The organism is Lysinibacillus fusiformis (assembly GCF_003049525.1).
Lineage (GTDB): Bacteria > Bacillota > Bacilli > Bacillales_A > Planococcaceae > Lysinibacillus > Lysinibacillus fusiformis.
The window spans coordinates 1-22,520 of record NZ_PYWL01000013.1; the positions used below are offsets into that span (position 1 = coordinate 1).

Here is a 22,520-nt window from a genome sequence, read left to right on the forward strand (position 1 = left end):
ACTATATTCACTACTACAATCACAAACGAATGAAAGAAAAATTAAAAGACCTAAGCCCGGTGGAGTACCGAACTCAGGTCTTAGCAGTTGCTTAACTAAATATGTCTAACTTTTTTGGGTCAGATCAATATGGACATGGCATAGTGTCATGTTTCCATAGTTTTTTATAGAGGGTATCAGCTATGAACCTCTCCCGTTTAAGTCCGGGCATTCTTTTCCTCCATATAATACGAAAAATAGTACGAAACGTCAAATGGTTTTTTTCAAGCAAATTTCTCCGTCATACTGCTTTGGTAAAACAAACACAGTTATACTATCCTATCATTTAGCAGTACATGAAACCTTCAACTGAGCATAGATTTATTACTATTCGTATAAAATAAAACCTTAACAATTTATTTCTCGCTCTATTTGCGCAAAATTAGCTAGATAATGCTCTCTTGAAGCGAAATAGCTCCTAACATATTTTCAAACTAAAAAAAATCAACTACAATGTAAAAATGGTAGAAATTCTAAAATCTACCCAATTACCTTTATTTATACAAATTCACTATGAAGGAGCACGAAGATGAAAAAGAAGTTTTTATCCTTACTCATGGCCATTATAATGGTCCTATCAGTAAGTGTAGCGGTGTATGCCGATGAAAAGTCCCCACCAGCGACAAGAGGAGAGATTGTTAAAACCTTGTTGGTAGCAGCAGATGCATATCAATCAGGACTAAATAAAGAGGCGATTATACAAGGCTCAAAAAACAAGGATTTACGAGAAAATGAGCCAGCCAAGAAAGTTGAAGCCTTAGTTATGTTGAGCAGAGCGTTCGGCGAATTGCCAGAGCCTGTTGGCAATGATCTTCGCAGTGGCACATTTGGAGTTAAGTACACTGATGTACCTACTTGGGCTAAAAAAGATATCGATAATCTGACAAAAGCAGGCGTACTGACGGGCAACCCTGACGGCAAGTTAGGCGCAAATGACCCTATTACAATTGATGAGTTCCAAAATCTGATCGCCAGAATATGGACACTTAAAGGCTCCCACTTACATGACGATTTTTATGAAGCAATCAATAAAAAATGGTTAAATAGATCGACAATTCCAGTAGGAGAAATCATGGGCGGTGGTTTTCCTGAGCTTCAAAAACAGAATACAGATAAAATAGAAAAAATAATTACTGAGCTTTCTGGCAAACAATTTGCAGAAGGAACGAAAGAACAGAAAATTGCCGACTTCTATTCGACGGCATTGGATACAAGCAATAGAAATAAACAAGGGATTGAGCCTATTCAAAAATATGTAAAGGCAATTGATGATGCTAAAACCCTTGATGATCTTGTGCAAGCAGATCTTACCCTAGAGAAAGAATTGGGTCTAAGCTCACTATTTAGCTTTGCCATCATGAATGATGCGAAGAACAGCAGTAAAAATGCTCTGTATTTCACTGGATTAGCTACTGGTTTAGATAAGAACAGTTTTGTAAGCGAAGACGCTAATGCGAAAAAGGCCTATATTCAATATATGACTAAGCTTTTAGTCGTGTCAGGTGAGAAAGAGTCTGCTGCAATAGCATTCGCCGAGAAAATTTACGAAATGGAAAAAGCCTTAGCTTCCGTATCGCTTGATCCTCATGAACAAGGCGACGTTACTAAATACTATAATCCATATTCAATCGAACAATTCGATAACATGTTCAAAACCGTAGATATGAAACAAGTTTTGAAGTCGATGAAAGTTGACAGTGCAGATAAAGTAATCGTATTTGATGTGAAGCTGGCACAAAAAGGCGCAGAGCTCTTAACTGACACTAATCTTAATGTGCTTAAAGCCTACTCTAAAGTACAACTTCTTATGGCAACTGGCGGTCTGTTGTCAGATGAATTCGGAGATGCTGCTAATGAGTTTGCGGCAACATTATACGGAGTTACAGGGGAAAAAACAGATCAAGAAATCGCAGTAGCTAAGACAACTAGTACAATGAGCGGCTATTTGGAGCAAATGTATGCCGAACAACATTTTTCTCCAAAAGCTAAAAAAGATGTTGAACAAATGGTAGATCAGTTAATTGCTACGTATGAGGAAAGAATCAAATCTCTTGATTGGATGTCAGAAACAACAAAAGCTAAAGCCATTAAAAAACTGGATACGATGATTGTTAAAATTGGTTATCCAGACAAATGGGATACGACATTAGACAAAGTAGCGATCAAAACATATGACGAAGGTGGTTCGCTATTCTCTAATACCTTCACAGTAACGAAAGCTTATATTGATAACACGAAAGCCAAGCTAGATAAACCGGTAGATAGAACGCAATGGGTAACGAGCGTATATACGGTAAATGCTTTTTACAACGCTCTTAATAATGAAATTACGTTCCCTGCTGGTATTCTTCAAGCGCCTTTCTATGATATAAATGCTAAACCTGAAGAAAATTATGGTGCCATTGGCATGATTATTGGCCATGAAATCAGCCATGCATTTGATAACAACGGATCTGCATACGACGAAAATGGCAATGCAAATAACTGGTGGACAGAAGAGGACTTTAAAAAGTTCGAAGAGAAAAACCAGAAACTGATTGAGTTTTATAATGCTATAGAGATTATCCCTGGTGTTTTCAATGATGGTCAGCTTACATTGAGCGAGAATGGCGCTGATTTAGGTGGAATGGCAGCTTCACTGCAAGTTGTATCCCAAATGAGTAATCCAGACTATAAAGCATATTTCGAAAGTAATGCAGAAATGTGGAAATCCACTACTACAAAAGAATTTGCGGCAATGCTGAGCAAAAACGATGTACATTCAGCCAATAAAGTTCGAGTAAACCGCACGATTGTAAATTTCCAGGAATTCTATGATACCTATGGAATTAAACCTGGAGATGGCATGTATATAGCTCCAGAGGATCGAGTTTCTATCTGGTAAAACGCACAGTAGAACTACTCTTACATCCGTGTAAAAAAGTTCAATGACTGTCTGGAGAAGCTCTTTTTAGAGTAATACTGCTTTCTCTAAGATTGTTGTCATTAAAACAAATAGGCAGATTTAATCTACAGAGCTTGTGGATTAAACTCTGTCTTTTTGTTTTAAATTTATGTTGCTTCAATTCAATATACCATGGCTACTTTTTTCATTTTTGACAATCGAGTGGATGTTACTCAATCCATACCTTATGAAGCATCACAATTTGTACTTTATGCGGATAAAAAAACATCTTTCACCCACACTAATGGTGGAGGTGAGAAGATCATGGGTAATAATAAACATAAGAATAATAAAACACAAGACAACAAAAAACAACAGAATCAAAATCAAAATGCTAACAGAGAGCGTAAAAACCGAGAAGAGTTCGCTGAGGAAGTAGATTTCAGTCGTATTCAAAATGAAAAAAATAAGTAATTCATGTGGAATTACCCCCAATATTCACTTTATAAAGTTGAATATTGGGGTTTTTATGACTATCAAAAAAATGAAAATCATTTCTGGTTAGGTTGATTTTAGCAACTCTTTTAGACATTACCTAAATAGCTTCGCGTTATATTTTGGAGAACCATTTTTCCATTGTTACTGTATTTTTCGAATAACTCCGACAGTAAGTAAACGAATTCTTTATATTTTTCGTCATGTTTTTTGGGAGCATACGATGCTGATAAATTCCTTCCCAAGAAACCTTTATAATCAAATACTAAATCATTTTGATACTTTTTAAACTCATACTTTTCATCCTTAAAAAAGCTATTAAAAACGTCTTGGGTTTCTTCCATTCCACCGCTAAATCCTTTGAAATTTGAACATGTCCTTTGGCAAATTTCTGCATTCTCTTGAATAATCGGACTAGTTAAATCTCTGCTATTCCACACAAGAGCAACATTAGCCTTTTGCCTTACTATTCGTTGGCATTCAATTTTAAATGCTTTTTTATCAAACCAATGAAATGCCTGTGCAACTGTTACTAAATCAACGCTATTACCTTTTAAAGTAGTGTTTTCGGCAGTTCCTTTTATTGATTTAAAACGAGAATGTATGCTTAATGACTCCTCAGCCATCTTTCTCATGTCGTCATTTGGCTCTACTCCTATAACATTCATACCTTTTTCCAGCAGCTGACGGCTCAATATCCCCGTACCCGAACCAATATCGGCCACTATCTGTTCTCCTTTAAGTTGGTTAGCTGAAAGCAAGTCATCAATATATTCATTAGGGTAACTAGGACGATATTGCGCATATATTTCAGCCTTATCTGTAAAATTTTCAGTTGTTTTCATAGTACTACCTTCCTCCCTTTACTATTCAGTACGATTGGTTTTATCCAGAAAAATAGCTGCCTATATAAAGTGCTAAGTGTTTTTACAAATCATTAATACATTCCCATCTAGATCTTTGAACACAAAATAAAAATCATCCTGTATTTCTGTCACAAGTTCAACATGATGCTCCTTCATAAATTGATAAGAAGCTTGGAGATCATCCGTTACAAGCTGAATGGATGGGACTTGATAGGTGGCAATATCACCATCCTCTTTTCTCCACTTTGGCATAGCATCTAAAATTAATCCTGCCGTTCCTTCCATAGGTGCCACGAATAAATGTCCAAAATGCTCTTCTCCCCCTTCCAAACCCACTATTTTTCTGTACCATTCTATTGCCTTCTCTAAGTTACGAACTGGGATAAACACAGCACCGATTCTGTTTTTAATGGGCGTATTATTAGGTGTAGTCAACTTACATTCTCCTTTCATAAAGCTTTACATTTACTGTTGAATTCTACATCCCCTCATTTTTTCCCTCTATTAGTGAAGGTATATCACTATCGATCAATACAAACGAAAAAAAAAGCGTTAATCGAATGAGGATTAACGGCACAATGGTTTCTTTATTCTTATCTCTCATACTTGAAATCTAGCTTAAGACCATTCTTTATCTATCTTGATTTTCATAATAGGCTTCATCCGCATATTTTCGGTCAGTTCCTTTCAGATAGGCTAGGATGATTGATGGACGTTTAAGTAATATCCAATCTCCATTTTTATCAAATTTCCTACTTGAAGTGATCATTCCATTTTGAATGGTCCCAAATTTTTTCCCACTCTTTTTGCCCAACACTTTTAATCGTTTAGCGAAATCTGCATCTTCTGCCATAAGCATTTCTTCATTAAAACCATTAATCAATTTAAAGTCCTCTTTATAACACCAAAAGATCCCCACAGAAATAGCTCCATATTTAAAGAATAATGGGCCAATTAGTAACAAAGCTGAAACAAAAATTCCTAAGGACATTCTTTCAAACTTTCCTGTAACTCCGCCGCCAATATACTTTCCTGAGCTTAAATACTCCTCTGCCTTTGACAACACATGATCATTCATCAGTGTATCTGCATCAATCGTAACGATGATTTCACCTCTCGCTATTCCAACACCAGTGTTCCTTATCTTAGAAAGGTTCTTGTCGTCATTCTTTAATACGATACAATTATACGATCTTGCAATTTCCTCCGTTTTATCCGTACATCGATTTAATATAACAATGATTTCAACTTGATTTTCAAATGGTTTAGAAGCTTTTAAGATGGATTCTATGCATTTCCCAATGTACTGTTCTTCATTATGCGCGGGTATTACAATTGAAAATTTTATAGCCTCCTTATTTTTTTCTTCTAAAGAGTTCTCTTTTTCGCCCATACATTATCTCCCCTTTAAATGAAACCATTTTTATTTCTGTAACAGTGACTTGACACAAGAGTGAATGTTGTGGAAATGAAATCGAAGTGACACTATCTATTCATTCCCACTGCCAAACACCACCCTTATAAGGAATATTATCTCATTAAATATCGACCTGAACGAATCAAAATTTGAAATTTTTTCTAATTATTATGTATTGCAGTTTCAAGACACTTAGAAGTCTTTATCCGCGGCAAATTAGGAAATATTTTATACATTTATTGAGCTCTTAAAAAATGTAAAATAACGGCAATTAATCTTTCCGCTTTGGGAGCCATATCCTCTCATTTTAACTCTTCAAAATCACCATGGTTATTGTAATTCACTTTCTGGTCTCGCGACTAAGATTGTCTTATATTCTTCATCTGGAAAAGAAAATACTCTTTTATAACCAAAAATGGTACATTAATAAGGACTGAAAGTACGTTGTGTTGAATGAGCTCCACCATAAACTATTTTGAGAAGTAACGTGCGATGATGCTGCGGCTTTTCGTAAAAAGGACTGATAAGATGAAAAGATTTATGTGGACTATCAGCGACATACCAAGCTTGTAAGGAGTGCCGATACATCCCTTGACCTCTCTGCAAGCTTGGGTTTCTCAAGGGAGCTGATATGAATGAAAAATCGATCAAGGGCCTATATTCGCCATCAAAGAGAGCGAATGATTCAAAAGAAATGGGCTATTTTACAGAATATTATGTTACGGGAAAATGAATACATGCCTGTACGGGGTACATTGAGCAAAGGTAAAGTGCATTGCTCTTGTAGAATGTGCCGCTATGAGCAGTATCATTCGATTCCAAAAACCAAGCATAAAGCAAGGTTAAAAGCTATGGAACAGGAAATAGACGAATATGTCTATTTCCTTTTAGCATGCTGTTCTTTCTTTACATGATCTTGCCCTTACAAAAAGCATATCGCTTGGAAATAAAAAATAATTTCCCGGGTAAGCGCAAGAAATGACAAGTTTAGTCTTCGCTAGCAACACTAAGCGACTGATTTCATCATTATCCATGACTTGCTTAAGTGATAAAGCAAGCATTTTCCCTCATACTATTCCATTTCATAATTAATTTCCACATGAATTGTATTTATTTCCTTACTAAGAATGTCTTGCCATCAATACGTTAATGTAGTGTTGTTCGAGCATCTGCCACTCTCCCTTCATCCTATATCAAATTTTCTTTAATAGACATATTGCCAAACCATCCTCCATATTCAATTCATATAATATTAGAGGAAATAAAGGAAGTTGCATTTTCTTGAAAACTTTCATTTTCTGGTGTGATAACAATCTACTTTTGGACTTGTATAACAACTTCGTAAATCTGATTTTCTCACTAAAGATTATTTTTTTGAAGGGAGGTGAAAAAATGGCACTTTCAATTATAAATATCCATGTAAATGTTACAGGAACTTCCACTAAATTCTTTAATATTTTAGCAGCAAATTTAGCTGTCACAGATGGCACGACTATTGCTGCAACTGCCTTTTTAAATGATAGTGGAAATGCCGCTACTGCTTTCCCAGTAGTCAATAATGGCTACTATAATTTCTATATTAATGGGGTATTACAGGAAGGTGGCTCCTATACAGTTTCTGCAACAGAGTTAACCTTTAACGACGTTACGGGTACACTCACTGCCGGTACGCCTTTAGTAATAGAAGCGGTAGAATTAGTTACACAAACGTAATAACTTAGTAATTCCCATTATTTTTTGTTCGAGGGTCACTACATCCCCAAGTGACCCTTAAATTTCTTAAAGGAGAAATCACATTAATTTTTCTTATACTTTAATAAAGTAATAAACGAATAAAAAGTTCATAGAATAACATTGCATCATTCATTTGATTACGATGGATACTAAAATATTGAACGAAGGAGAATGACGATGAGCATTGAAATTATTAAACTCGCACCAACATTATTACATGTGTTTAAAGCTGGTGAGTTGATTCCAAAAACAGAAAAGCGCATTATTTATGGACAAGCTACATCAGACGCAAATGGTATCGCTACCTTGTATGTTACAGACAATGCATTAGCGAATGGCAATCCTTTGTTATCAACTATTGATTTCGCAGTATCAAGCGTTTACTCTACAAATGCTTCGATTAATTTAAGACCTAGAGTACAAATGAGAGAGAAAAATATTGCTGCAAAATATGTCTCTGCTAATGTGACAAATATTAGTGGTGTGACGGTATTAGGCATTAGTGTATTGGGGTCTGAAAATCCAGTAAGCGGCGTTATTGTCGACTTTATGGTTCTAGGCAGCTTTGATCATTAATAGAAAGTATGGAGGTTTTTCATTGATGATGAAATAATGAAAAAAGGATGCCCAAAAAGAAGAGCCTTTTTGAACATCTTTACTTTATTGCAAAGGAATATTCAATTCAATATTTTTCCCAGTAGGATTGACATAATAGTTTAAATATATTTTTGCCTTTCCATTATAATCTTCAAATTGTGTCGTTTCCACTACGTATTGCTCATCTCGTGAAATCGGAATACCTTTGAACTCTAACAGCGTGCCATCTTCTTTTATTGCATCAGAGAACATTAAAAATTCACCTTGATTATCCTTATTCATCTTTACTGATACACTTTGCTCCGCCGCGGAAATATCACCATTAAAATAGCATCACGTCCATAGCATCTTGCTCATTTTTAATATATGTAAAAAATATCCTCACCCATTTCAATAAGGGAAAGTATCACTTCATGATCCCCCCGTATAGCAGGCTGCTCTAATTCAAATTCCATCCTTTTCGCCTCCTTCCTCCATTAGACGGAGTGATTCTTCTTTTCGTTCAAAATCTGTAAAATTTTCTTTTAAATTGGAAGTGACAAGGTTCTTATCATAAGTATTTTTCACAAATAGAATAAAACCAGTAAAACACATCTTTCTGTGCCTTACTGGTTTTATAGAAGCCTACATTTTATGAGTGAGAGAATTCCAAGCTCGATGTTTCAGTGTTCCCCTCTTTGTCATTCTCAGCTACTAAAGCACAAAATGATGCATTTTTCTTTCTCTCGTACCCCCATGGTCATCGGTTATCCTGCTACCATTTGTAGAATCGTCGACCTTTTTTTTGAAGAACGGCCGCCCCTATGATTCGACCACCACGTAAAACATTTATAAATTATTGTTTATCGTGTATAAACACCTATGAAACCATCCTCATTCCCATTATTAAGAAGTTTGATTTCCTCATAGGGATTCTTCTTGTTACTTTCTAAAAGAAATAGCTTTTTGTTATTTGTGCTACTTCCTTCTGTAGTTGTATAGGTAAAAGTTAAAATTTTCTTTTCCTTATTATATTTAAAAGAGTAATCAGAGTAATTCTTTGTAGTTGAATTTATTAAAATATATGTTTTATGTTCATTTTCATCGTAAGCATAAATTCCATCCTTTAACTCTTCTCCAAATATGTTAAGAACCTTCTTACCTTCTTCATGATTAGCATCCAGTTCTAGTACTCTTAAATTTTCTAAATTTGTATTTTCTGAAAGAACAATTTCGGGATTGTTCTCTTCATAGTTTACATCCACTTTATAGCTGCAAGCCGTTTGCATTAACAATAATCCAAGTAAAGCACAAAATGTTAACCTCTTTTTCACGACTCTTTTTCCACCTTTTTATAAAATTTAATAATCTTGGTCAATACTTACATATTATACAATAACCTAAACTAGTATATACAAACATTGCCACTTAGTATATAATGGAAATTGAATTACAAATACAGGGGAGGTTGTTAAAAGATGACAGCAATTACTGGAAATAAGTTACTTAGTTCGTTGTTCTTTAGCTTTGTGTTATTTTTAGTTTTTAGTTGCAGTAGCCTTTTAGTCCATGCAGCCGAGAGTGATTCAGAATTACTACCCTTTGAAGATTTAGAATTTGTGACAGATGCTAGGTATAGCGTACCAACAGAAGACGGTGGCATGATTTTGTTTGAATCAGAAGAAGATTACCAATCTTATCTGAATAACAGCATACAACCTTTATGTGCTACATGTAATCAAACAACTCAGACAACACTTGAAAAATACACTGTTTCACGTGCATTTATTGGTTATCACCCCGCTACACCAGGTTGGGATAAAGTGAAAAGTGTATCCATCGCTGGTGGAATCACTTGGAGTATAAACGGCTCCTTTGCACAAGGTTCATCAACGTTCGGTATTTCATTTTCACATAGTTTTACGTCTACAAGGACTTATGAATCTCAGTACCCTACTAAATATATCCGTGTTGGTGTTAGAAAAGATGTTATTTACCACAAAGTAAAAAATGTAGTAAGAAATCCTATTGGTACAATTATCAACACGTATATTACTGAAACTGCAACCCCATATGGTGATACGTATACCGAGTTAATGTATAGAAATTAAGTAGCTATTAAACTGTTGTACAAGTATAAATATCATGTTATGAAAACCCAACTACAAACTTTTTTGTAGTTGGGTTTTTAAATTAACGAATGTATTGAAAGCAACTCAAGCACACTCTTTATTAATTAAAATAGAATAAATCCTTACGTCAATTGTGGGGTACAATCATACGTATCCCCCACATTCCTTGCTAGTTAAGCATTTCTAGACTTACTTAAAAATATTGTGTTCATAAACGTCAGGTTTTTAATTAAGCTTCTTTAATTTTGAAGAATGGTGTAGTTAAAGTAATTCTAATAATTATTTTTAAATCAATGTTTGTAATAAGGGGTTATTAAAGTAATTCAAGTGGGGTACAACAGCATTGGGATAGGACTTATGATCCTTTATTTTATAATTGATACTATATCTAAACTTTAAATAGACAACCCTACTATATAGATCATATTTTTCATTATTTTATAATCATCTCCTTTAGTATTAACTCCTTGTTATGTGTAACAATAATAAGTTGGCCAAGTTGTTTTTTTCCAAGGATTCGTGCCAAAATAAGTAGTGTAAAAAAAGAAAATAATGTTCTAAGAGTCATTTCCCAAAAATTAAGTGTAAAAAAGTGATCCATTCAATACTTAGCTCCTTAAACCGTTGTTGAATAATAGCATGTACAAGAAACTCCTTCTAAAGCTAAATTTTTGAGAATTTGTTCAAAGATCATAAACCAGCCAATTCGAGCTGTAGCGTGTGCGAACGCTGCGGCTTTTTCTATGTTATAATTTACATAAAATACATAACGAGGTAATTTAATGGACATATTTACAAATATATCAATTGTGGGAAGTCTGTGGTTTTTTATACCACCACTGATCTTACTGCCAGTTGTAATGATAGGATGTGCAATGATTTATAAAATCCTATTGGGCAGCATTTTGCCAAAGAAGGTTTACAACTTTTTGCTTGGTCCTATTGCCCTGTTGGGTTTCATTATTTGGGCAATCCCAATGAACATGGGATTTTATGAGTTTTTTAGAGCTATATTATAGTCGCTCTTTTTCTATTCCAAAGGCAATAAACTATAGAACCTAAGTTAACTAAGCATATAAATAGTAGTGTTAAGCTAAACTAGTTTAACTTGAAACCTCTCGAATTGTTACTTAGGGTCACTACTATCCCGAGTGACCCTTTATTTTTTTTGAAAGCTGTAGCGTATGATGAAGCTGCGGCTTTTTTCTATTCACTTTTGTCGTATTAACAAGACCATTAACATTCGTCAGTATTTACCTGACCTAAATTGACATATAATAACGTCGGGGAAATAAGTTTCTTATTTTTATCGCTGACGGATCGCCGTGTGCGATGAAAGTCGCCTGCACGGTGAAGGCTCGTTATAAAACCTTGATATAGACAAGGTATAAAACGAGAATAGCTTAACACCACCAGCACCAAGCATCACCTCTGACTTTACGTCAACGTCAATTACTATATACTTGGAACCAAATGCAGATTTTAAAGTGTATCAAGTTATCAACGGAAATATTGTATTTTCTTATTATTTTCCTTTCCCAAATAACAATGGAATAATAACCCATCAAAATCCTCAATTTGTTTCTGGTTCATCTTGGTGCGTAACACAAGTTGTAAATGGAGTAGAGAGCCCTTATTCAAATACAATAACGTTTCCGTAAAATTTTTTATGACCTCACCATTCGGTGGGGTTCTCTTGTAAAATATGGTGTATTGAAATGAAAAAAATTTACAACGTTGAATTAAAAGAAGATGATTATTTATTTATTACTGCTAACCTAGAACCAATTAGCAGTAATTATATATCTAAAATGTTTAATGCTTTAAAGAAGAAACATGATTTTGAACGTTTCTCAGCACATATTCTTCGCCATACATTTGTAAGTATTCTTATTGCAGAGGGAACCGCTGTAACTACAGTTGCAAAAATCATTGGGGATACTCCTGAAATGGTGATGAGGGTATATGCACATTCCCTCGCGGATGAGGAATTAAAGGCAACACAAATTCTTTCTTCTTTAATTAAAATTGAATAAATCATGATAAACATCAAATTTGGGGTACAAAGTGGGGTACATTCATAAGTTATACCCCACAACCCTTGTTATATCAGCATTTCAAAGCCTATCTAAAAATATTGTGTTCGTAAAGATAGTCATAGGAAAGGTCAACAAACAAGTATTCATGTTCGTTGATAGCAATTGAAAAGGTTCTTGTAATTTCGCCTGTTTCAATATCACGATAAAGCTCAGAGATTTCGCCACTTTGATCGTTTCGCATTTTAATAATCGTTTGTAAGAAGTATGGGCGCCAGCTCCAATTTTTGTTGATGGCACGTGGCTGCAACTCCCAATTTCCCTCTATTCTCATGACGTTCGGCGTTAATTGGAAGCCATCCTCATTACAAATATATAGTCTGAAAGAATAGTTATCCAGTAATTCAGCTAAATGCTCTAATTGTGAGGTATTATCACTCGTTGGTTTCACACGGTGTACAATCGCCTCTAATTCTTCTCTTAATTTCTTTAGCTGCAAAAATTGTGCCTCTAGCATTTTCTTTTCAGACGTAATAAATTGCTGACATTCTTTTTTAAAGCGTTCCTTTAATACCTCTTTATCGACAAGATTCATTGCAGGATTGGCTAAATAAGGACCTTGATAATAGCGTCCTCCGTTTTTCCAAGCAAATTGTAGCTGATAAACCGTTTCAATATCTTCGAATAATAGATTCGCACCTATTTTATAGGCAAGACTGCCAATAGCAGAAATCATATCGGATTGAGCAGACCAAGAATCATAATTTAAATCACGTGTATTCACTTTTAAAATATGGGGCGCCAATAACGCAATATGCTCTAAATGACTTTCAGCTCCTACTTCCTGAACAGCGATTTTTACCCCAAATGTCGTAAAATACCTCAGTGCATGGTGCAGTTTATTAATATCTCCTAAAAATCGATGCTCAGATACGACAAATACAATGCGGTTTAAATCTTCTTCTCCAATATATTGTTGGATGATATTAAAATGACTTTCACCAAAATCTTGCATCAATAAATTGGGGTTACTAGGAATGTATATATCAATATCTGATGCAATTTCCCCAATTTGGGCTAGTGCTGCATGCAAAATTTTATGTTCCATATCTATTCGATATTCTTCTGGAATATCTTCATTATTAACGAAATCCTCTAAATTAATTTGCTGACCTTCAATTTGTAGATGTCCGGAAATTTCGTAGGCTATCACCGTATGCGCGTCTGCGCTAAATATCGGCTGATAATACCCATGTATTTGATCTAAATTCGTTAACACTTCAATTGCGTCCATCTTCGAAACCTCCATTATGAATAACCTTTTATTTGTTATTCAAAAATAACATTTCATAGTCTTTTAATAGCTAAAAAAATGCTCTCTGACTGTATAATAAGTTTTTTATTGTAAAATCGCAACTTCACTTATTAACATTTCTGGCGTATCTGTCTGAAATTTTCTCATCATCTTCGTTGTCAACCTTATAATTTCCCATCATTTCTAATGGGATAGGTTACTTTTTTACGCCATCTTGTCATTGTATGCTTTCGTTCTACCTAACATGTTATTTATTCAAGGCTGTTCGCTCTTTTTACTATTCATTATAATTTATGCTATGAGCTTCCCTAGCGGCTGGGATAAAGGATGATAATGATTCATAAAGTAGTCAATTACCTAGCATTAATGGACAGTTTTATGAAAAAAGCAGTATTCCAAATGGTCAACTAAGCCCCTGATGGAATACTGCTCATCGTTATTCAGACATGAAGAAATACCAAATGACAGCTATCACTAGTAATGATAAGATAACAGCTATCGTTACACGTAGTGGTGATATTGGAGCATCCCCACCTACTCGACCCGTTTGCCCATTGACCATAAAGCGATAAATTTTCTCTTTATAACGGAAGGACGACAACCAAATCGGTAACATTAAATATTTGTATGTAATATCATCATGATTGGTCGAAAAACGTAAATTCGATACGACATCCGCGCTATTTTCCCAACGAATTTTTGAAGTGATCTGCGCTTGAAGATGATCATGGATATCCCTCTTGGCATGATTCCAGCCATCCTGTAAGCCAATGCTATATCGTTCAGACAAAAAGCCCGATACATACTCTGGTTTATAGGCCTTATTGTTTAAAAGATTAAAAGGCTCGATTTTTCGCATCATATTCTGATCATAGCGAGTAGTTGCACTTATTAAATGATCGTCGATAAATTCCTGATAAAAGCCACTTGTTGAATACCAATCTGTTTCTGTATGTGTTTTACCATCTTTATCTGTAACGGTGCGATGTCGTCCATATCTGGCAGAATATCTGGAGCTTGTTTTCGTATCAAATGTCCAGTATGGAAGATAGACCCCTTTAAAGGCATCCGGCCGAGCACTAATTTTGGCAGCTTTCGGTGTAAACAATCTACCTTTTATCCACTTTTGAAAATGTTCCCCAGCTTGCTTATCTGTTACTTCAAAAGCGCATACACCATTTGGGGCTAGTGTGTTTTCAGCACTTGCTTCCATGACTTGATGGGAACCACAGTAAGGACAACTGTCAGCCACCTGTAGTGCATCGTATATCGTTTCCGCCGCACAGGCTTCACAGATCACTGTTTTTTTCTCCACACCCCAATTGAAATTGCCTCGTTCCTCCGCTGTTAAAAAATCCATTTCTTGAGCAGCTTTTTCTTCTTCTTGCTCTGGGGTAGCTATTTCTGACTCAAAGCCACAATAAGGGCAAGAAAGCTTACCTGTCGCAGGATTAAATTCAATTGATGCACTACATGAAGGACATTCCGCATCAAAATCAAGCTTTACTTGTTTGACATTCTCAACTTCTTGCGTTGACATGAATCATCCTCTCCTTACTTCACGTCGTTTTCATCAAACACATCGCCACATTCAGGGCAGAATTTTGGCGGATTAGTAGGGTCTTCTGGCGCCCATCCGCATTTATCACATGCATATACTAACGCTCCTGTAGGTTTTTTTGCCCCACATTCACTACAGAATTTTCCTTTATTTACCGCTCCACATGCACATGACCAACCTTCTTCAACTGGTTTTGATGTCCCACAATTTGAACAGAATTTCCCAGTATTTTCATGACCACATGTACATGTCCACGCATTAGCTTCATTTGCTGTTTGATTTTGCATAGCCGCTTGGGCCATTTGAGCTTGCTTATTTTGTTCATTCAATTGATAAAGCTGACTAGCATTAACGCCACCAGCTTGTGCAGCCATGTTCATGCCCATAAATCCTGACATTGCACCCGCATCATTGTTGGCAGCCGCAATCATCGCATCTGCCTGTGCCCCCGTTAAATGAGCCGCAGCCATCCCAGGATCACGCATCACAGCATTGCGTTGTAATTGTTTAATCATTGCCTCATCTTCTTCAGACGCTTTTAGTGTACTAATGCCAAATGACACAACCGCTAGTCCTCGTGTCGCAAGCCATTTCTCTGATAATACTTTATTAAGAGCATCTGCTAATGCAACTGTATGGGCAGGTATTTCACTATAACGAACGCCGCTTGCTGAAATTTGTGCAAACGCCGGTTGTAGCGCTGTCATTAATTCTGATTTTAACTGGCTATCAATCGAGCCCCGAGTGTATTCACGCTCTACATTGCCACAAACATTTGTATAGAATAATAGGGGGTCTATAATTTTATAAGAATATTCCCCGTGACAACGAATGGCAATATCAATATCTAAGCCAATATTGCGATCAATTACACGGAAAGGGACAGGTGCAGGCGTTCCATATTTATTACCTACAATTTCTTTCTTATTAAAATAATACACTCGCTGATCTTTTGCAGGCTCTCCACCAAATGTAAAACGTTTGCCAATTTGCTTGAAAGTCTCCATAATCCCCTGAGACAGGTCTGAGCCATACATAATGGAAGGTTCAGTTGACGTATCATAAACATACTCGCCTGATTCTGAAGAAAACTCTACGACCTTCCCCTGCTCAACAATCATCATACATTGCCCTTCATTTATCGCAATAATAGAACCATTACTAATAATATTGTCATTCCCTTTATTTGACCCACGTTTGGACGTGCGCTTCACACCTTTAGTCACCAGCACATCGGCCGATAATGACTCACAATAGAAATATTCACGCCACTGATCCTCTAAAACGCCAGAAAATGCGCCAATTCCCGCTTTTAATAAACCCATTTAATTTCCCACCTTCACATTGATGTTTAGCTTATTTTATCATCTATAAACAATATGTAATACGCATAATCAGACAAATTGTTTCACTTTTCTTTATTCACGCATAAAAAAACGAGCAGCTCCTGTGAGAACTGTCTCGTTTTCTTTTATGAGAATGCCGCAATCGCTACAAGTCCCCAAGCGAAAATAAATAGCATTCCGCCTATGGGTGTTATCGCCCCAAGTTTTTTCACACCTGTCACTGCAAGGACATACAGGCTACCAGAGAAGAAAACAATCCCTGTAAACATTAAATATCCTGCCCATGAAAGCAGGCTAGAACTTCCTAAAAGCGCCTCATTCGAAAGAATACCTAACCCGATAATCGCTAATGCATGGTACATCTGATATTGCACAGCTGTTTCCCAAATGGCTGCATAATGAGACGATGCAAATTTATCCTTTAGAGCATGCGCCCCAAAAGCACCTAAAATAACACCCATACAGGCCAAAACCGCGCCTAACGCTAAAAACATTTCCATCTATGGCTCTCCTATTTTGCCACAACGGCAATTTCTTTATATTTTGCATCCCAAGCAGGATCCACTTTACTTAACGATACCGGACGCAATGTATCCTTATGAGCTAAAATATGTACAGACTGTGCAGTGGCCGCCACCGTACCATCCTCATGTAAAATTTCATAGCCATAAGTTGTTCGTAACCGGTCATGCTTTTCTACCCAAGTGCGAACCGTTGCCACCTGCCCGTAATGCATCGCAGCCTTATAGGAAATCGATAAATCCATAACCGGCGACACATAACCATCTTCTTCTAATGCCGCATACTTAAAGCCCGCATCACTTACAAGCTGCGTACGTCCAATTTCCATCCAAATGATGTAGTTTGCATGATAGACAACGCCCATTTGGTCTGTCTCCGCATATCGAATCTCAATCTGTTTTTCACTCACAAACATTTTCTTCACCTCGTCCTACATTATAGCGTAAAAATGTTGATTTGGTGGGGTTTTTGCTCTACGGAAATAAGAGAGTTGAAAAATAAATGGAAGTTATTCTTGAATATCTAAAATAAATATGGATTTTTCTAAAATGAAATACATTTCATATAAACTCATATAAACACTTTTAAGTGGGGTACTTTCTGGGGTACCATCATTTTAAATAAAAGTATCAAAGTAATGAGCAGGTGCAATGTTAAATATTTTTATGTATTTCTATAGAAAACAAATTATTTCTTCCACAAATCATTGAAAATTTTCTGTACCTTTGAAATCTTTATCCCATCAGCTATCCATACATCCTCATCTTCACTAGACATTATACATTTATTTTAAATGGCGTTTATGCAACAATCGGGACAGGTTGTTGAGGAAAGTACATGGGAGACATATAAAGAACCCATTAATAATACTAAATAAAACATCCTCTATCTTGTATATTACATAGAGGATGTTTTTATTGAATATCAATTAAATTCTTGAATAAACCGAAACCTTATTTTTATTTTTCTAAAATTTCTTTCAATTGAGTTTCAAGCTTTTCAGCAGTCATAGCACCCCCGCCTAAGCTGATGTATTCATCACCTTTTTTCAATAAAAGTGTAGGATAACTATTAACGTTAAGTTGATGAACCTTTGTAAAGTCAGCATAAGCATCGCTTATAGTATCTTTTTCCTTCATCCGTTCAATAACTAAATCAGGATTAAGATTATGAGCAATAGCTATCTCCCTATAAGTTTCTTCAGCACTAAGGCTTTTTCCCTCGTAATAAAAAGCGTGTTGCATGGATGAAGCAAAATACACTGCACGTTCAAGTGCAATAGATCTTAATGCAGAAAACCCAATGGCTGCAACCTCAGAGTCCATAACAAAAGTTCCGTTTGCTAGAAGTTCTTGGTAAGCTTCACCATACACTACATCAGTAAGCTGACTTATGCGCTTATTTGCTTCAGGAATGTGAGGGTATTCATTTATAGGAAGACTTCTATCTCCTACAAATAAACCGCCGGAAATAATTGTTAATGGTAATTCTGGGTACTTTTCGTGCAAAGTACGAATACTTTTCGAAAAGCCATAACACCAACCACAATAAGCATCCCATACATATACAAGAGAAATTTCTTTATCACTCATACTAAAAGCTCCTTTCAAAAGAATAATATTTTTTTGTACTTAGCGTTCTCCCACTACAGCGAAACGCTCATTTTTATGTTGTTGATTTTCTATTTCATCAAGTATTGCAAGAGCATAGTCTGCATAGCTAATGTAGCTTTCACCTGTTGAGTTTAAGATAATTTGATCTTTTCCTTTTTGGTAAGAACCTTTTTTCTCACCTTCTGGGTCAAAAACACCACCTGGGCTAATATAAGTCCAATGAACACTACTAGTATTTCGAAGATCCTCTAGGTTTTCGCCCATATATTTTGCAGTTGGGTAATAGGCTTCTGGAAAACCTGGTGATTCAAATTTTTTCATTGTTTGAGATTCATCTACATACAAACTTCCTGCACCGCCTACTACAATTAATCTAGTTTCAGGAGCATCTTGTAATGCATTAATTAAAACTCTACCAGCTTCCACATGTTGTTGTTCTTGTCCATTGGGAGCCTTAAAGGCATTTACCACTACATCAAATTGATTAAGGTCTTCCTTTTTTAAATCAAATACATTTTTCTCTAATATTGCCACTTGTTCATGAGATACTTTAGCAGCATTACGAACAATAGCTGTTACTTCATGTCCACGACTAAAGGCTTCTTTAAGAATAAAACTTCCTGCTTTACCATTTGCTCCAATAATACCGATTTTCATGTTAATCCCCCTAATTTAAATAGTTATTCCCTGATAATTTTAGAAAGTTTTAGCTAAATCTTTTGCACGAGCAATAGCATCTTCTTTAATTTCTAGTGCTCTTTCAGGCACTTTATTATGTCCCTCAACGAAGAGTCCTTCTAAAGAAGGAACACCAAAGAAATTCATCATTACTTGGAGATGACGATGACCCATTTCAAGTTCTGCAGCTGGACCTTCAGAGTAAAAACCACCTCGTGCCTGTATGTGCAATGCTTTTTTGTCTGTTAGCAACCCTACTGGCTGTCCGTTTTCTGTATATCTAAAAGATTTACCTGCTACAGAAACTGCATCCAAGTAAGCTTTCATAACGGGAGGATATGAAAAGTTCCAGAATGGCGTAACAAAGACAAACTTGTCAGCCGTAATAAACTGTTCGTTTATTTCACCAAGGCGAGTTACTTTTAATTTCTCTTGCTCTGATAGATCCTCGAAGCTTGACCCTGATCTAAGCTTTCCCCACCCACTAAAAACATCTGCATCAATTTGAGGGATATTTTCTTTATATAGATCAATGTGAACTACTTGATCGTTAGGATTAACTTCTTTATACGTATCAATAAACGCTTTTCCTGTCGCCATACTGTAAGATTTTGATTCATCATGTGGATGTGCTGTGATATATAATACTGTTGTCATTTTGTAATACTCCCTTTCTTCCAAAGCAAAGTAATAGTTTTATTAAATACAAAGGGTTATTGAGTTGTAACTATAATTGTTACACCATTCTGTAACGATTATAGTTACACCTTATACGAATGTCAATAATCTTTTTTCAGTAATAATCTTTTTAAATAATTATTTGGATATTATCTAATTGACAAATAAATATATGTAACTAATATTATTACATGAGGGGTGATTTGCATGATAAATATACGTCTTTCTGTAGCGATCCATGTATTATCGTTAATTTCTACAGACTCAACATTATCATCTGAAAAGATTGCCAGCAGTGTAAATACAAACCCTGTTGTCATAAGACGAATTAGTAGTGACTTAAAAAAAGCTGGAATTCTGACTTCTAAAGTTGGCGTACCAGGTTCTTCCTTAACTCGAGACCCTAGTGACATCACTTTATTTGATATTTATAAAGCCGTTCATCTAGAAAAAGAGTTGTTTCCTATACACAATAACCCTAATCCTGATTGCCATGTAGGTAAAAAAATTCAACATACACTGAATGTAACCTTTGAAAGTGTACAAACCGCAATGGAAAACGAGTTAAAGAATAAAACTCTCGAAAGTGTTATGAATCATCTCAATGAATAGAGATGATTTTTTTTATTAATTAATATTTAGATTTGATTTGGAGGATAATAGCTTCTTAAATTAGGGGTGTTCCTATACGAAAGAAGGCGAAAAAGGGATAAGTTTGAATAAATGTACTTAAAGTAACAGGTGCAAGAGTTCAATAAGTGAGTTATTTAAAATGAGTAATGAATAAACATTATTATTCAATAACGGAGGCTTTAGTTCAAAAAGGAATTGGAAGTTAGATTTTATAATTTTTAATGTAAAGAAGAACCTATTTCAAAAATAATATTTTAACCCCGCCCTTGCTTAGAACAGGGTTATGCTTGATTGAAAATTAATTAGTCTTTGTACTGAACTATTGTTTAATCTCCTTTAAGTAGTTAAAAATTAAATTTTCAACTTGTGTTTTTAGCGCTTGTTTTGCGTACCGTAGTACTACATCTTCTCCAGGATTCTTCACCACAACGTCGCTAAAATATTGATCTATATGATCCACCTAACTATTTCGATTCTTTGTTTAGTCAACATGCGCTTTTTATTGTAGTAATCAGGCCTTATAACTTTTAAAAGGACATCAACTATTTCGATATAGACCTTGGACATCTTAAGATTCCCTAGTTTATCGTAGTCATTTTGTAAAGACTTTACTGCAAGCTCCAAAAGGATAAATTGATGTACATCTCTCCGTTCTTCAGGCTTAATCATCGTCTACGAATGATGCTTTTTTTTGAATTAGATCATATGTAATTCGTTTTATCGATAAATCTGTATCTAATAATAACTCTTTTTTGTACGTATCAATGCCAGTTACCAGCCCTACATGGTCATGTAGTTTATAGTGGTCCTACAGCGTTAATTTACCTAATTTCTGCAATTTAAACGCTCGCTGTAAAGTTTGCTCTATCTCCTCTAATTCCCACGATCATGTAACATACAAATCACTCTCCATTCTTAATCGATATCTAAAATTTTTAGGATATCTAAGAAATGCACTTTGTGAATATTCATGTACTTATCTTTAATATGGATTAATTTAGTGTTTGCATCCATTTTTGTGACTGTACCTGTTAGTGGATCTTCCTGCTTATAAATGGTGAATACCTTTGTCTGATTACCCTGCATAGCTTCAGTTAGGGAGTTTGCGATTTCCTCTAAATCAAATTCATCTCGCTCAGGATGTTTTGACTCTTTTTTTTGTAGGTGTTTTTGTTTTAGCTGCCATTTTAACCTCTCGCTTAACAGAGCATTCGTTTGTATATATATCAGAAGATACATTCGCTTTCCAGCAAGATAAAATGGCTGGAAATAAAAAAGGCTATCGTATTTGATAACCTTTAAAATCTTTCTTTGAAATTGACAGCTATAATATTCTCATCTCTGTGGACCATTCTAATTACGTTGTAACCCTGTTCCTTTAAAAGGTTTAGAGCCACATCATCTTTTAGTGCTTCATGTACTTCGTGTGTTAGATGTAGCTTGATAAACCTATAATTGGTACATGGTCAGGTTCACGTTTAATAAAAATTTTACTGGTACTATTATATCGTAATTTTTAACCACACCCCTTTTCAAATAGTTCTACAGAGACAGTTAAAACCCTTCCAGTTAATTGATAATCGATTTATATATACAAAACATATCAAATTCCCTAAAATGGTAAATAGTAGATAGATAAATTGAGGTGGAAATTGATGAATAAATGCCCTAATTGTTTAGCCAGTAACCCTTTTAAGAAAGTATATAGAGATGGTTTAGTATTTGTAAAATGTGAATATTGTAATACAATCTTTGAAGATACTTCAACGAGAAAAACGAGAGAAGTGTCAGAGAGAGTACGAAACGAAGTCCAAAATGATGTGCAAAAAGAAAAATCTTCAGGTAAGGCTCTAGCAATTGGGATAGGACTTATGATCCTTTATTTTATTATTGATACTATATCTAAACTTTATTAAATTATAAAATAAAAGTTTGTTATATGAACAAGGGTATTTATGCTATCTCGGTCTTTCTGTTAAAAGAATGAAAAAAGCC

26 protein-coding genes and 1 riboswitch are annotated in these 22,520 nt (G+C 35.3%); of the genes, 11 read left to right on the forward strand and 15 right to left on the reverse strand.

Annotated features, from left to right (window positions below):
- The 3 genes from C9J29_RS20045 to C9J29_RS24415 all read left to right on the forward strand — a co-directional run.
- Window positions 1-95: IS3 family transposase (locus tag C9J29_RS20045; RefSeq protein WP_141395400.1), on the forward strand; the 95-nt coding region annotated here is incomplete at its 5' end.
- 55 nt (window positions 96-150) lie between these two features.
- Window positions 151-197: riboswitch (PreQ1 riboswitch) on the reverse strand.
- Window positions 198-568: 371 nt separating this feature from the next.
- Window positions 569-2,923, forward strand: a complete 2,355-nt coding sequence (locus C9J29_RS20050; RefSeq protein ID WP_090002734.1) for a M13-type metalloendopeptidase — start codon at window positions 569-571, stop codon at window positions 2,921-2,923.
- A gap of 324 nt (window positions 2,924-3,247) precedes the next feature.
- A complete protein-coding gene (locus tag C9J29_RS24415; protein WP_164908719.1) occupies window positions 3,248-3,397 on the forward strand; it encodes a hypothetical protein in 150 nt (49 codons plus the stop codon).
- Between the two features lie 110 nt (window positions 3,398-3,507).
- Here the strand turns inward: C9J29_RS24415 and C9J29_RS20055 are convergent, their stop codons facing one another.
- The 3 genes from C9J29_RS20055 to C9J29_RS20065 form a co-directional block, all read right to left on the reverse strand.
- Window positions 3,508-4,263 carry a class I SAM-dependent methyltransferase gene (locus C9J29_RS20055; RefSeq protein ID WP_107922684.1) on the reverse strand — a complete coding sequence of 252 codons (756 nt, stop codon included), beginning with the start codon at window positions 4,261-4,263 and terminating at the stop codon, window positions 3,508-3,510.
- A 72-nt stretch (window positions 4,264-4,335) separates the two neighbouring features.
- Window positions 4,336-4,737: a VOC family protein gene (locus tag C9J29_RS20060; protein WP_008177431.1), complete on the reverse strand. Its 402-nt coding sequence runs from the start codon at window positions 4,735-4,737 to the stop codon at window positions 4,336-4,338.
- A gap of 178 nt (window positions 4,738-4,915) precedes the next feature.
- A complete protein-coding gene (locus tag C9J29_RS20065) occupies window positions 4,916-5,677 on the reverse strand; it encodes a glycosyltransferase (protein WP_107922685.1) in 762 nt (253 codons plus the stop codon).
- 659 nt (window positions 5,678-6,336) lie between these two features.
- Here C9J29_RS20065 and C9J29_RS20070 point away from each other — a divergent pair.
- From C9J29_RS20070 to C9J29_RS20080, 3 genes are all read left to right on the forward strand, one after another.
- On the forward strand, window positions 6,337-6,615 hold the full coding sequence (locus C9J29_RS20070) for a hypothetical protein (protein WP_089986989.1): 279 nt from the start codon (window positions 6,337-6,339) through the stop codon (window positions 6,613-6,615).
- A 478-nt stretch (window positions 6,616-7,093) separates the two neighbouring features.
- Window positions 7,094-7,414 carry a DUF4183 domain-containing protein gene (locus C9J29_RS20075; protein WP_043990304.1) on the forward strand — a complete coding sequence of 107 codons (321 nt, stop codon included), beginning with the start codon at window positions 7,094-7,096 and terminating at the stop codon, window positions 7,412-7,414.
- A 198-nt stretch (window positions 7,415-7,612) separates the two neighbouring features.
- Window positions 7,613-8,011 (forward strand): hypothetical protein, encoded by a 399-nt coding sequence (locus tag C9J29_RS20080; protein ID WP_107922686.1) that lies wholly within the window; start codon window positions 7,613-7,615, stop codon window positions 8,009-8,011.
- Window positions 8,012-8,095: 84 nt separating this feature from the next.
- Here C9J29_RS20080 and C9J29_RS20085 read toward each other — a convergent pair whose 3' ends face one another.
- Window positions 8,096-8,314 carry a hypothetical protein gene (locus C9J29_RS20085; RefSeq protein ID WP_237068885.1) on the reverse strand — a complete coding sequence of 73 codons (219 nt, stop codon included), beginning with the start codon at window positions 8,312-8,314 and terminating at the stop codon, window positions 8,096-8,098.
- A 560-nt stretch (window positions 8,315-8,874) separates the two neighbouring features.
- Window positions 8,875-9,345, reverse strand: a complete 471-nt coding sequence (locus C9J29_RS20095; RefSeq protein ID WP_043990301.1) for a hypothetical protein — start codon at window positions 9,343-9,345, stop codon at window positions 8,875-8,877.
- Between the two features lie 144 nt (window positions 9,346-9,489).
- On the opposite strand from C9J29_RS20095, the gene C9J29_RS20100 reads away from it, so the two are divergent.
- The 3 genes from C9J29_RS20100 (at window position 9,490) to C9J29_RS20115 (ending at window position 12,179) form a co-directional block, all read left to right on the forward strand.
- Window positions 9,490-10,122, forward strand: a complete 633-nt coding sequence (locus C9J29_RS20100; protein ID WP_008177415.1) for a hypothetical protein — start codon at window positions 9,490-9,492, stop codon at window positions 10,120-10,122.
- A gap of 803 nt (window positions 10,123-10,925) precedes the next feature.
- Window positions 10,926-11,162 carry a hypothetical protein gene (locus C9J29_RS20110; protein WP_107922687.1) on the forward strand — a complete coding sequence of 79 codons (237 nt, stop codon included), beginning with the start codon at window positions 10,926-10,928 and terminating at the stop codon, window positions 11,160-11,162.
- A 699-nt stretch (window positions 11,163-11,861) separates the two neighbouring features.
- Window positions 11,862-12,179 carry a tyrosine-type recombinase/integrase gene (locus tag C9J29_RS20115; protein ID WP_008177405.1) on the forward strand — a complete coding sequence of 106 codons (318 nt, stop codon included), beginning with the start codon at window positions 11,862-11,864 and terminating at the stop codon, window positions 12,177-12,179.
- An 88-nt stretch (window positions 12,180-12,267) separates the two neighbouring features.
- On the opposite strand, the gene C9J29_RS20120 is transcribed toward C9J29_RS20115, so the two are convergent.
- From C9J29_RS20120 to C9J29_RS20155, 8 genes are all read right to left on the reverse strand, one after another.
- A complete protein-coding gene (locus C9J29_RS20120; RefSeq protein WP_043990300.1) occupies window positions 12,268-13,473 on the reverse strand; it encodes an EAL domain-containing protein in 1,206 nt (401 codons plus the stop codon).
- A 457-nt stretch (window positions 13,474-13,930) separates the two neighbouring features.
- Window positions 13,931-15,034: a TFIIB-type zinc ribbon-containing protein gene (locus C9J29_RS20125; RefSeq protein WP_107922688.1), complete on the reverse strand. Its 1,104-nt coding sequence runs from the start codon at window positions 15,032-15,034 to the stop codon at window positions 13,931-13,933.
- Between the two features lie 14 nt (window positions 15,035-15,048).
- Window positions 15,049-16,380 (reverse strand): SPFH domain-containing protein, encoded by a 1,332-nt coding sequence (locus C9J29_RS20130; protein WP_107922689.1) that lies wholly within the window; start codon window positions 16,378-16,380, stop codon window positions 15,049-15,051.
- 146 nt (window positions 16,381-16,526) lie between these two features.
- Window positions 16,527-16,901 (reverse strand): DUF423 domain-containing protein, encoded by a 375-nt coding sequence (locus C9J29_RS20135; protein WP_107922690.1) that lies wholly within the window; start codon window positions 16,899-16,901, stop codon window positions 16,527-16,529.
- An 11-nt stretch (window positions 16,902-16,912) separates the two neighbouring features.
- Complete coding sequence (locus C9J29_RS20140) at window positions 16,913-17,338, reverse strand: acyl-CoA thioesterase (RefSeq protein WP_036126381.1); 426 nt, start codon at window positions 17,336-17,338, stop codon at window positions 16,913-16,915.
- Between the two features lie 544 nt (window positions 17,339-17,882).
- Window positions 17,883-18,515, reverse strand: coding sequence for a DsbA family protein (locus C9J29_RS20145; RefSeq protein ID WP_008177398.1), 633 nt, complete (start codon window positions 18,513-18,515; stop codon window positions 17,883-17,885).
- Window positions 18,516-18,554: 39 nt separating this feature from the next.
- Window positions 18,555-19,193, reverse strand: a complete 639-nt coding sequence (locus C9J29_RS20150; protein WP_096365502.1) for an NAD(P)-dependent oxidoreductase — start codon at window positions 19,191-19,193, stop codon at window positions 18,555-18,557.
- Between the two features lie 39 nt (window positions 19,194-19,232).
- Window positions 19,233-19,871, reverse strand: a complete 639-nt coding sequence (locus C9J29_RS20155) for an FMN-dependent NADH-azoreductase (RefSeq protein WP_008177396.1) — start codon at window positions 19,869-19,871, stop codon at window positions 19,233-19,235.
- Between the two features lie 228 nt (window positions 19,872-20,099).
- On the opposite strand from C9J29_RS20155, the gene C9J29_RS20160 reads away from it, so the two are divergent.
- Entirely contained in the window at window positions 20,100-20,504 is a 405-nt protein-coding gene (locus C9J29_RS20160) for an Rrf2 family transcriptional regulator (protein ID WP_008177395.1), read from the forward strand.
- Between the two features lie 468 nt (window positions 20,505-20,972).
- Here C9J29_RS20160 and C9J29_RS25240 read toward each other — a convergent pair whose 3' ends face one another.
- Both C9J29_RS25240 and C9J29_RS20170 read right to left on the reverse strand, forming a co-directional pair.
- Complete coding sequence (locus C9J29_RS25240) at window positions 20,973-21,194, reverse strand: YhjD family protein (protein WP_473808335.1); 222 nt, start codon at window positions 21,192-21,194, stop codon at window positions 20,973-20,975.
- A gap of 246 nt (window positions 21,195-21,440) precedes the next feature.
- Entirely contained in the window at window positions 21,441-21,764 is a 324-nt protein-coding gene (locus C9J29_RS20170; RefSeq protein ID WP_107922691.1) for a YolD-like family protein, read from the reverse strand.
- A gap of 416 nt (window positions 21,765-22,180) precedes the next feature.
- Here C9J29_RS20170 and C9J29_RS20180 point away from each other — a divergent pair, with 416 nt between their 5' ends.
- On the forward strand, window positions 22,181-22,441 hold the full coding sequence (locus C9J29_RS20180) for a hypothetical protein (protein ID WP_008177390.1): 261 nt from the start codon (window positions 22,181-22,183) through the stop codon (window positions 22,439-22,441).
- The last annotated feature ends 79 nt before the right edge of the window (window positions 22,442-22,520 follow it).

What these genes read in the sequence shown, in the direction of transcription:
- C9J29_RS20170 (WP_107922691.1), bottom strand. Translation starts at nt 21,764, where the DNA reads ATGTATCTTCTGATATATATACAAACGAATGCTCTGTTAAGCGAGAGG.
- C9J29_RS20160 (WP_008177395.1), top strand. Translation starts at nt 20,100, where the DNA reads ATGATAAATATACGTCTTTCTGTAGCGATCCATGTATTATCGTTAATT.
- C9J29_RS20080 (WP_107922686.1), top strand. Translation starts at nt 7,613, where the DNA reads ATGAGCATTGAAATTATTAAACTCGCACCAACATTATTACATGTGTTT.
- C9J29_RS20055 (WP_107922684.1), bottom strand. Translation starts at nt 4,263, where the DNA reads ATGAAAACAACTGAAAATTTTACAGATAAGGCTGAAATATATGCGCAA.
- C9J29_RS20085 (WP_237068885.1), bottom strand. Translation starts at nt 8,314, where the DNA reads ATGAATAAGGATAATCAAGGTGAATTTTTAATGTTCTCTGATGCAATA.
- C9J29_RS20115 (WP_008177405.1), top strand. Translation starts at nt 11,862, where the DNA reads ATGAAAAAAATTTACAACGTTGAATTAAAAGAAGATGATTATTTATTT.
- C9J29_RS20155 (WP_008177396.1), bottom strand. Translation starts at nt 19,871, where the DNA reads ATGACAACAGTATTATATATCACAGCACATCCACATGATGAATCAAAA.
- C9J29_RS20110 (WP_107922687.1), top strand. Translation starts at nt 10,926, where the DNA reads ATGGACATATTTACAAATATATCAATTGTGGGAAGTCTGTGGTTTTTT.
- C9J29_RS20050 (WP_090002734.1), top strand. Translation starts at nt 569, where the DNA reads ATGAAAAAGAAGTTTTTATCCTTACTCATGGCCATTATAATGGTCCTA.
- C9J29_RS20130 (WP_107922689.1), bottom strand. Translation starts at nt 16,380, where the DNA reads ATGGGTTTATTAAAAGCGGGAATTGGCGCATTTTCTGGCGTTTTAGAG.
- C9J29_RS20125 (WP_107922688.1), bottom strand. Translation starts at nt 15,034, where the DNA reads ATGTCAACGCAAGAAGTTGAGAATGTCAAACAAGTAAAGCTTGATTTT.
- C9J29_RS25240 (WP_473808335.1), bottom strand. Translation starts at nt 21,194, where the DNA reads ATGATTAAGCCTGAAGAACGGAGAGATGTACATCAATTTATCCTTTTG.
- C9J29_RS20065 (WP_107922685.1), bottom strand. Translation starts at nt 5,677, where the DNA reads ATGGGCGAAAAAGAGAACTCTTTAGAAGAAAAAAATAAGGAGGCTATA.
- C9J29_RS20150 (WP_096365502.1), bottom strand. Translation starts at nt 19,193, where the DNA reads ATGAAAATCGGTATTATTGGAGCAAATGGTAAAGCAGGAAGTTTTATT.
- C9J29_RS20180 (WP_008177390.1), top strand. Translation starts at nt 22,181, where the DNA reads ATGAATAAATGCCCTAATTGTTTAGCCAGTAACCCTTTTAAGAAAGTA.
- C9J29_RS20070 (WP_089986989.1), top strand. Translation starts at nt 6,337, where the DNA reads ATGAAAAATCGATCAAGGGCCTATATTCGCCATCAAAGAGAGCGAATG.
- C9J29_RS20100 (WP_008177415.1), top strand. Translation starts at nt 9,490, where the DNA reads ATGACAGCAATTACTGGAAATAAGTTACTTAGTTCGTTGTTCTTTAGC.
- C9J29_RS20075 (WP_043990304.1), top strand. Translation starts at nt 7,094, where the DNA reads ATGGCACTTTCAATTATAAATATCCATGTAAATGTTACAGGAACTTCC.
- C9J29_RS20135 (WP_107922690.1), bottom strand. Translation starts at nt 16,901, where the DNA reads ATGGAAATGTTTTTAGCGTTAGGCGCGGTTTTGGCCTGTATGGGTGTT.
- C9J29_RS20060 (WP_008177431.1), bottom strand. Translation starts at nt 4,737, where the DNA reads ATGAAAGGAGAATGTAAGTTGACTACACCTAATAATACGCCCATTAAA.
- C9J29_RS24415 (WP_164908719.1), top strand. Translation starts at nt 3,248, where the DNA reads ATGGGTAATAATAAACATAAGAATAATAAAACACAAGACAACAAAAAA.
- C9J29_RS20120 (WP_043990300.1), bottom strand. Translation starts at nt 13,473, where the DNA reads ATGGACGCAATTGAAGTGTTAACGAATTTAGATCAAATACATGGGTAT.
- C9J29_RS20145 (WP_008177398.1), bottom strand. Translation starts at nt 18,515, where the DNA reads ATGAGTGATAAAGAAATTTCTCTTGTATATGTATGGGATGCTTATTGT.
- C9J29_RS20140 (WP_036126381.1), bottom strand. Translation starts at nt 17,338, where the DNA reads ATGTTTGTGAGTGAAAAACAGATTGAGATTCGATATGCGGAGACAGAC.